This is a genomic window from Rhodococcus sp. EPR-134 (assembly GCF_001647205.1).
Taxonomy (GTDB): domain Bacteria; phylum Actinomycetota; class Actinomycetes; order Mycobacteriales; family Mycobacteriaceae; genus Rhodococcus_F; species Rhodococcus_F qingshengii.
The window spans coordinates 1-6569 of record NZ_LVCT01000609.1; the positions used below are offsets into that span (position 1 = coordinate 1).

The 6569-nt window shown below is 60.1% G+C and carries 3 protein-coding genes and 1 pseudogene; 3 read left to right on the plus strand and 1 reads right to left on the minus strand.

Annotated features, from left to right (window positions below; translation table 11 throughout):
- Window positions 1–330 (minus strand): annotated as a pseudogene (locus A2J01_RS26760) (haloacid dehalogenase type II); the annotation flags it as partial.
- Between the two features lie 110 nt (window positions 331–440).
- Here A2J01_RS26760 and ggh point away from each other — a divergent pair.
- The 3 genes from ggh to A2J01_RS26775 all read left to right on the plus strand — a co-directional run.
- Window positions 441–1778, plus strand: a complete 1338-nt coding sequence (gene ggh, locus A2J01_RS26765; protein WP_042449890.1) for a glucosylglycerate hydrolase — start codon at window positions 441–443, stop codon at window positions 1776–1778.
- A 107-nt stretch (window positions 1779–1885) separates the two neighbouring features.
- Window positions 1886–2581, plus strand: a complete 696-nt coding sequence (locus tag A2J01_RS26770; RefSeq protein ID WP_370334015.1) for a glycoside hydrolase family 25 protein — start codon at window positions 1886–1888, stop codon at window positions 2579–2581.
- A 979-nt stretch (window positions 2582–3560) separates the two neighbouring features.
- A partial coding sequence (locus A2J01_RS26775) for a DUF7927 domain-containing protein (RefSeq protein ID WP_231915922.1) occupies window positions 3561–6569 on the plus strand: 3009 nt, incomplete at its 3' end.

Below are 6569 nucleotides of genomic sequence, written 5' to 3' on the forward strand. Positions count from 1 at the left end.
TGTCAGGCCGGCGACAGTGTCGGGCCACGGGTCCAGGAATTTCCAGGCGGTGGTGAGTTCTTCCTGTTCGGCATCGGAAAGTTCGATGCTCTCGCGGGCCAACAGCTTGCGCAGAGCCTCGCGGTACACCGAATGTACTGTCACCCATTCGCCTGTGGAGTCGTCGGCCTCGGAGGTGTTCGCGAAGTACTCAGCGCGCCAGAGATTGACGAATCTTGGCCAGTCCACGTCGGCGTCGGTGATTCGACGGGCCTCTCGGCACAGTGTGCTGTGAAAATCGGTCGCTGTGCCCTGGACGTCGAACAGCAGTGCTTTGATCTTCTCGCGCACTAGGCCTCCACTCCGAGATCACCTGACGGACTTCCTTCATTATTGCGGCTGCGGCGCCGGATTCGTGCTCGGTGAGCGCAAAGGCTCGACGCGTCGCAAAATAGACATCTATGGCAGACCGCGGATTTACCCCGACTCAGCTCGCCGCCCGAGCTGCCTACTTGCTGCGCGGAAACGACCTGGGCACGATGACCAGCGCTGCCCCGAAGCTGTATCCCCACATGTGGAGCTGGGACGCCGCGTTCGTGGCGGTAGGTCTGGCGCCGCTCAGCGTCGAACGGGCGGTAGTAGAGCTCGATACCTTGCTCTCGGCTCAGTGGAAGAACGGAATGATTCCGCACATCGTGTTCGCGAACGGTGTCGACGGCTACTTCCCCGGCCCGACGCGGTGGGATGTCAATGCGTTGGCAGCGCATGCTCCTCTGGGTACCGCTACATCGGGAATCACCCAACCCCCCGTTCACGCGATCGCGGTGCAGCGGATTCTCGATCATTCGCGTCGGCACGGACGTACGACGCGTGCGGTCGCGGAAGAGTTCCTCGACCGACGCTGGAGCGATCTGGTTCGGTGGCACCGGTGGTTGGCGGAGGCCCGCGATCTCGACGGCAACGGCCGTATCGCGCTCTATCACGGGTGGGAATCTGGGATGGACAACTCTCCGCGGTGGGATCTGGCGTACGCGAATGTTGTTGCGGGACAAGTTCCTGCGTATCAGCGTGCTGATCTCGCTGTGGTGACGGACCTGTCTCAGCGGCCCACGGATAACGAATACGACCGCTACCTTTGGCTTCTCGAAGAGATGAAGGCCGTGCGGTACGAGGATTCTCAACTCGCCACTGCCATGAGTTTTGCCGTCGAGGACGTGTTTGTCAGTGCGGTTTTCTCGATGGCATGCGACGTCTTGGCAACTATCGGTGAGGAGCATTCGCGGCCGAACTCCGACGTCCGTGATCTGCGCGGTTGGGCAGATCGATTCCGGCAGGGCGTGATTGCCACCACCGATGAACGATCAGGTGCAGCAAAGGATTTCGATCTTCGCACCGGGCGATGGGTTCATACCGAGACCATCGCGATGTTTGCGCCGTTGCTGTGCGGCGGCCTGAGCCGCGATGCCGAGCGCGCTCTGTTGCGCACTTTCGAGGGGCCCAAATTCTGTGGTCATCCGGACATGCGGTTTGCTGTCCCACCGTCGACGTCTCCGGTTTCCGGCGATTTCCGCCCGCGGGAGTATTGGCGTGGCCCGGTGTGGCCGGTGATCACGTGGTTGTTCTCGTGGGCGTTCGCGCGTCGGGGGTGGGCCGAGAGATCGCACGTCTTGCGTTCGGAGGGGTTGCGGCAGGCCAGCGATGGCAGTTTTGCCGAATACTACGAGCCTTTCACCGGTGAGCCGCTGGGCAGTATGCAACAGTCGTGGACCGCTGCGGCTGTTCTCGATTGGCTCGGTTGAGTGAACATTCCCTGAATTAGGGGACAAAACGGACTAGTCGACCTTAGTCTCGGGAAATGGTCGAGCGACGGATCGTCAGGACACTGGGCAAGCTCACCCCGATCGCGATGGCAGCTGCCATCGCGATCACGGCACCTGGCCTCGCCGCTGCCGACGCTCCCCGTGGCCCGGACGTCTCTTCGTGGCAACACGTGGACGGAACCGGAATCGACTGGTTCCAGGTCAAGGCGTCAGGGCACGAGTTCGCGATGGTCAAGGCCACCGAGTCGCTCAACTACGTCAATCCGTACTTCATCCAGGATTGCCTGGTCATGCGTGCTGCCGGCGTCTCGCGCGGGGCCTACCACTACGCAGACGTTCGCCAGTCCCCCGAAGCCCAGGCCGCCTTCTATTCGGCGATCGTCCTGGGTATCAACGGACCTGGTGACCTCCCGCCCGTTCTGGATCTCGAGGACGCGAAGGGACTGCCCGCCGGGCAGGTCATCGACTGGACTCATCGCTACTTGAATACAGTCCAGGCACTTACCGGGCGGCAGCCCATCATTTACACGTATCCCAACTTCTGGCGTACTCAGATGGCCAACACCACCGAGTTCAACCACTACCCGCTGTGGATCGCCGATTACAACGGGCAGAACGCACCGGGGCCGCTACCCGGCGGTTGGTCCAACTGGACTTTCTGGCAGTACACCAGCACCGGACGAATCCCCGGAATCACCGGAAACACTGATATCAACGTCTACAGCGGAGCCCAGGGCGATTTCGATCGCTACGCCAACAGTGTGGGGTTCGGCAGCAGCTAGTTTGCGGCGGGGCCCTTGGCTCCGTGGTGCCCGGTTCGGGCCCTTTCGCCCTCGATGCATTTGCCTCGAGGCACGCGGAAGGGCCCTTTTTGGCACTCTTGTGACGCTTGGCTGGTTAGTCCGGTTGTTGCTCGTCAGTTACGAGAATTCTGCCGGGCGGTAGCCACGGTCGCTGAACTTTCGACTAGCTGAGCAGGATCAGAAAATAGCTATGGCAGAAAATGAGCAGAACTGCTCTGCCTGAAAAGCTACAAAACGGACTTGAAGTTGGGTTTGAATCGAAGGCGGCCGCCCGGTTTCGGGCGAAGTTGGTGCCTCGCAATCCAATTATCGGAGCCTCGGGATGCTTCGTTACCGGCAGCCGTCGCTGAGTGTGGTCTGGATCAATTCGATCAATTTCGACGGGCTCGCACGCGTGATCGGACTCCATGCAGGACGGGGTTTCCGAACGTCGTTCGAGGGTCTGTGGCGCATCCAACAGGCCTTATCCATATTGGGCATTTGTCCAGATTCCATATCTTCCTCGAGGTTGGTCGTCACCCGATCTGGTCAGCGGAAACGTTGAATGTCATCGCGTTCGCCGCGGTGCCGCACTCCGAGGGCTGAATTGTCCGCTCGGACAACACTGCTCCTCGAAGCTTGTCCGATCTACGAACAAAAACGTCGATCGGTCTGCTTTGTCCGACTTTCGATGGGCAAGCTCCCGGTTATCTGTTATCTTGTTCCTGATAACTGGAAGGTTGCTCTCGATTTGCGCGGATTTCGAGGGCCAAGGTCCTGTTCAGGGCGGCTCTTCCAACACGCAGGTGTTTCCGAAGAGGAGCTCGAATGACAGGACCGGCAACAGCGTCCGGTGTGAGGTCGATCAGCCGAAAACAGGCGCATCGACCCGAACCAACCGATCAACCGGGAGTTCGCGCCAGCGCTCTCGCATCTCCGTCCATCGAACATCGATCAGGCACATCCTGGGGAGTAAGAAATGCCTAACGACATACCGCCGACAAGGTCGGCCATATTCACCGCAGGGCTCCCGCCCTGGGTGCGAGCGTGGACGGTGGTATGGACCGCCATCGCGATGATTCTCGGTATCTCCGGCGCGACGGCAGTGGTTGCGTCAGCGCAGCCGGCCGCGACGCTCGGCGGCCCCGTTCAGGCTCAGGCGCCGGCTCGCGCCGCTGTTCTTCCGGATGAACAGCTTGCAAAAGGCTGCGCATTCAGCGCCCCCGGCACCGGTCCGTTCTCGCAGAACATCTGCTGGATCGATATGTCGACGCTCGATGCGGCAACGGCTGCTTCTGCGGCAGGGCAGTCGATGGAAATCCAGCTCACCGACGGTTACAAGATCAACTTCAAGGCTTTCCTCACCGACTCGGTAGCGGGAAAGACACACCAGGGGATCGAAACGAAGGCATTTCCCACGTTGCACTATGCAGCGTTGGGAACTTCCGCGTACACGGGTGTGCCGACGACGATCAAGCCGGCGATCTACCAAACCTCAGCCACCGCTGGTCAGTCCGGTGGAACAGTCTCGCTGAAGAACATCGTGATGACGGGGCCGAATGGCGCCGTCAACAACTACGGGCTTGTAGCAGCCGACGCCGAGTCGACAGACGCGAATATCAATACTACGAACGACCGTGAATTCCTCACTTTCAATTCGGACAAGCCTCTACGGCAGATCGCACGTACCGTCGGTGACGACAGTGATCCTGCCTACCCCGGAATTCGGGCCTGTGACGGTGGGCTGACGGGTATGCCAGCCAATACCGTCCGATGCGATTCGTGGAACAACGTCAATGGACAGGGGCGCACGCCCGGAACGCTGGTCGTTGCATCGACTGCTCCGACAAGTTTCGCAGCCACTTTCGGAAATACCGTTCAGGCGACCTCGCGTCAGGGCCTGGCGTTCGGTGTGCTGCTGTCGAAGGTCAAGATCGACAAGGACCTCACGCGCGTCACCCCCGGTGACGATTTCACTATCGGCATGAGCACCGGACACCACGCTGATGCAGGCGCCGCTGCAGCAACCGAGATCAAGAGCACCACGACCGGTGCGACTGATACGACGGCATCGACTGGCTGGCGGACGCTCCTCGCAGATACCACGCCCACCCCTGTCACGTTCTGGGAGAAGCCAACTACCTCGGCGACCAAGACCGCGAACTATGCGACATCGTGGGATTGCCAGGTAAACGGCGTGACCCAGGCCCTCAGGGTCGGTGACGTTGCGCAGGCAGCACTTACACCGGGTGACAACGTGTATTGCAAGGTCAAGAACACCCCGGTTCTCGTGAAGAAGTCGTCGTCACCACCTACCGGTGAGACGGTCAATATCGGCCAATCAATCACCTACACTCTGAATTTCGAGAATCCGGGCACTGCGCCGGCAACGATCGACTACACGGACTACCTCGCCGACGTCATTGATGACGGAACAGTTGCGGTCGGTGCTGCAACCGGCGGACTCACCGCCGCATTGAACGGCGCCGACAAGATCAAGGTCGGCGGCACCTTGCCGGCCGGCGGCAAGGGGACAGTCACATACACCGTCACTGTCAAAGACGGCGGCAACAAAGTTCTGAACAACTATCTGGTTCCGGGGACTACAACTCCCCCCACAACATGTGATCCTGCAACCAATCTCTGCACGACGCATCCCATGCCTGGTTTCACGCTGACCAAGACGGCTGATCCGGTTTCCGGTTCGACGGTTCAGGCCGGCGACACCATTACGTACACCGTCACCGGTGCCAACACCGGCAGGACGGCCCTGACTCCCGCGACGATCACCGATGATCTGAGTGCGGTTCTCAACAATGCTGCTGTCGTTCCGGGCTCGCTGAAGGCGACCATCGACGGTGCTCCTGTTGCTGCTCCGACTCTTTCGGGCAGCACTTTGTCGTGGTCCGCGAATCTCCCGGCCGGTAAGTCTGTTGTTCTGACATACCAGGTGAAGGTCAATGCCGGCGTTGCCGCGGGAACGGTTCTGAACAACAAAGTCACCGGTACTGCGAAGCCGCCGACCGGTCCGGACATCACTCCTCCTCCGGTGGAAACGAATCACTCGGTTCCAGGCTTTACGCTGGCGAAGACTGCCGATCCGATCTCCGGTTCGACGGTTCAGGCCGGCGAGTCGATCAAGTACACCGTCACCGGCACCAACACCGGCAAGACGAAGCTTGATCCGGTACAGATCAATGACGATCTGGGTGCGGTCCTCAATAATGCTGCTGTCGTTCCTGGTTCGCTGAAGGCGACCATTGACGGAGCTTCCGTGGCTGTTCCGACTTTGTCGGGTACGACGATCTCGTGGACTGGCGTTCTCGAAGCCGGCAAGTCGGTTGTCCTGACCTACGAGGTGAAGGTCAACGACGGTGTCGCTGCGGGTACGGTCTTGAACAACAAGGTCACGGGTACTGCGAAGCCGCCGACCGGTCCGGATATCACTCCGCCGCCGGTTGAGACGAATCACTCGGTTCCCGGTTTCACTGTCGCGAAGACTGCGGATCCTGCGTCGGGTACCGGCGTCAATGCTGGTCAGACGATCACGTATACGGTGACCGGTACGAACACCGGTAAGACGACGCTCAATCCTGTTGTGTTGACTGATGATTTATCGAAGGTTCTCGACAACGCGACGTTGGTGGACGGTTCGCTGAAGGCGACTGTTGACGGTGTCGACGGTGCTGCTCCGACCCTGTCGGGCACCACGCTCACCTGGACCGGTGGATTGGAAGCTGGTAAGTCGGTTGTTCTGACCTATCAGGTGAAGATCAATGCCGGTGTTGCCGGCGGGGTTCTGATCAACAACAAGGTCACCGGTACTGCGAAGCCGCCGACGGGTCCGGAGATCACTCCTCCGCCGGTGACGACGGAGCATCCGGTTCTGTCTCCGAAGATTGCTGTGGTGAAGTCTTCTGATCCGGTGTCGGGTTCGAATGTTGTTGCCGGTCAGGACATCAAGTACACGCTTTCGTTCTCGAACACC

Excerpts from the sequence above, each read along its gene's own strand:
- ggh (WP_042449890.1), top strand. The coding sequence starts at position 441 with ATGGCAGACCGCGGATTTACCCCGACTCAGCTCGCCGCCCGAGCTGCC.
- A2J01_RS26770 (WP_370334015.1), top strand. The coding sequence starts at position 1,886 with ATGGCAGCTGCCATCGCGATCACGGCACCTGGCCTCGCCGCTGCCGAC.